1 protein-coding gene is annotated in these 1,130 nt (G+C 33.9%); it reads left to right on the top strand.

Features of this window, described 5'->3' with window-relative positions:
* Window positions 1-419: 419 nt before the first annotated feature.
* Window positions 420-1,079, top strand: a complete 660-nt coding sequence (locus tag ACOVQ4_RS15290) for a cyclase family protein (protein WP_421821495.1) — start codon at window positions 420-422, stop codon at window positions 1,077-1,079.
* The last annotated feature ends 51 nt before the right edge of the window (window positions 1,080-1,130 follow it).

Here is a 1,130-nt window from a genome sequence, read left to right on the forward strand (position 1 = left end):
TAAAATCATTTTTGAGTAACAATAGATATATTTTTGCCGAAAGCTCAAAAATCAAATTTTACTTTGCGTAAGTTTATAAGTATGAATGCTGAATTAAGCGCCGTCTGATTACTGGACAAAACGAGAAAAGGTATTTAGACTTTTCAATGAATGTTTAAAAACAGTTTAAAACTGTTAAAAAAATGAGTCCAAGACTAAGTCTTGAACTAGTAAATTAAATTTAATTTGGGTGCTGTAGGCCGTAGGCATTAGGCAAAAGGTTTTTACAATTTCGTAAAAAAATAATTTAACACTCGTTGCCTTGTGCCTTTTGCCTAAAAAAATTAAATCCAATTTTGTTCCCCTACTTACTCACTTAAATAGAATCATTTTTTGTAAATTTCGATTTCTGAAGTACACAAATCCCTAAATTATCGATTATGAAGTTCATAGATTTGAGCCATACTATTGAAGATGGTACAGTGACCTACAAAGGACTACCCGCTCCTAAAATTTGCGATTTTTGGACTCGTGAAGAATCCAAAAATTGGTATGAAGAAGGTACCTCTTTTCAGATTGGAAAAATTGAAATGGTTTCAAATACAGGGACTTATATCGATACCCCATTTCATAGATATGAAGATGGCAAAGATTTATCGGATATCTTGATTGAAAGAACTGCACTTTTAGATACCATAGTCATCCGTGTGCCATATCAGCAGAAAAAGAAAATAGATGTTGACATATTTAAACAATATGAACTAAAAAATAAGGCCGTTTTGATTCATACTGGTTGGGACGAACTTTGGGAAAAGGAGGAATATTATTCTGAAAACCCTTATCTAACCGCAGAGGCTGCTGAGTATTTGGTCGAACAAGAAGTTATTTTGGTAGGTATCGATTCATACAACATTGACGATGTCACAGGAAAATCTAGGCCTGTTCATACCATTTTACTTAAAAACGAAATACTGATTGTTGAGCATTTATGCAATATGAATCGTATACCCGATGGTGTACCATTACAGTTTTGTGCAACCCCTCCAAAAGTAAAAGGAATGGGGACTTTTCCTGTTAGAGCTTATGTAGTTGTAGAATAAGCTGTCATGATAGTAATGGCAATAGGCTGTAAGCCATGGGCATTAGGCTTT

Origin of the sequence: Flectobacillus sp. (assembly GCF_049240685.1) — a bacterium.
Lineage (GTDB): Bacteria > Bacteroidota > Bacteroidia > Cytophagales > Spirosomataceae > Flectobacillus.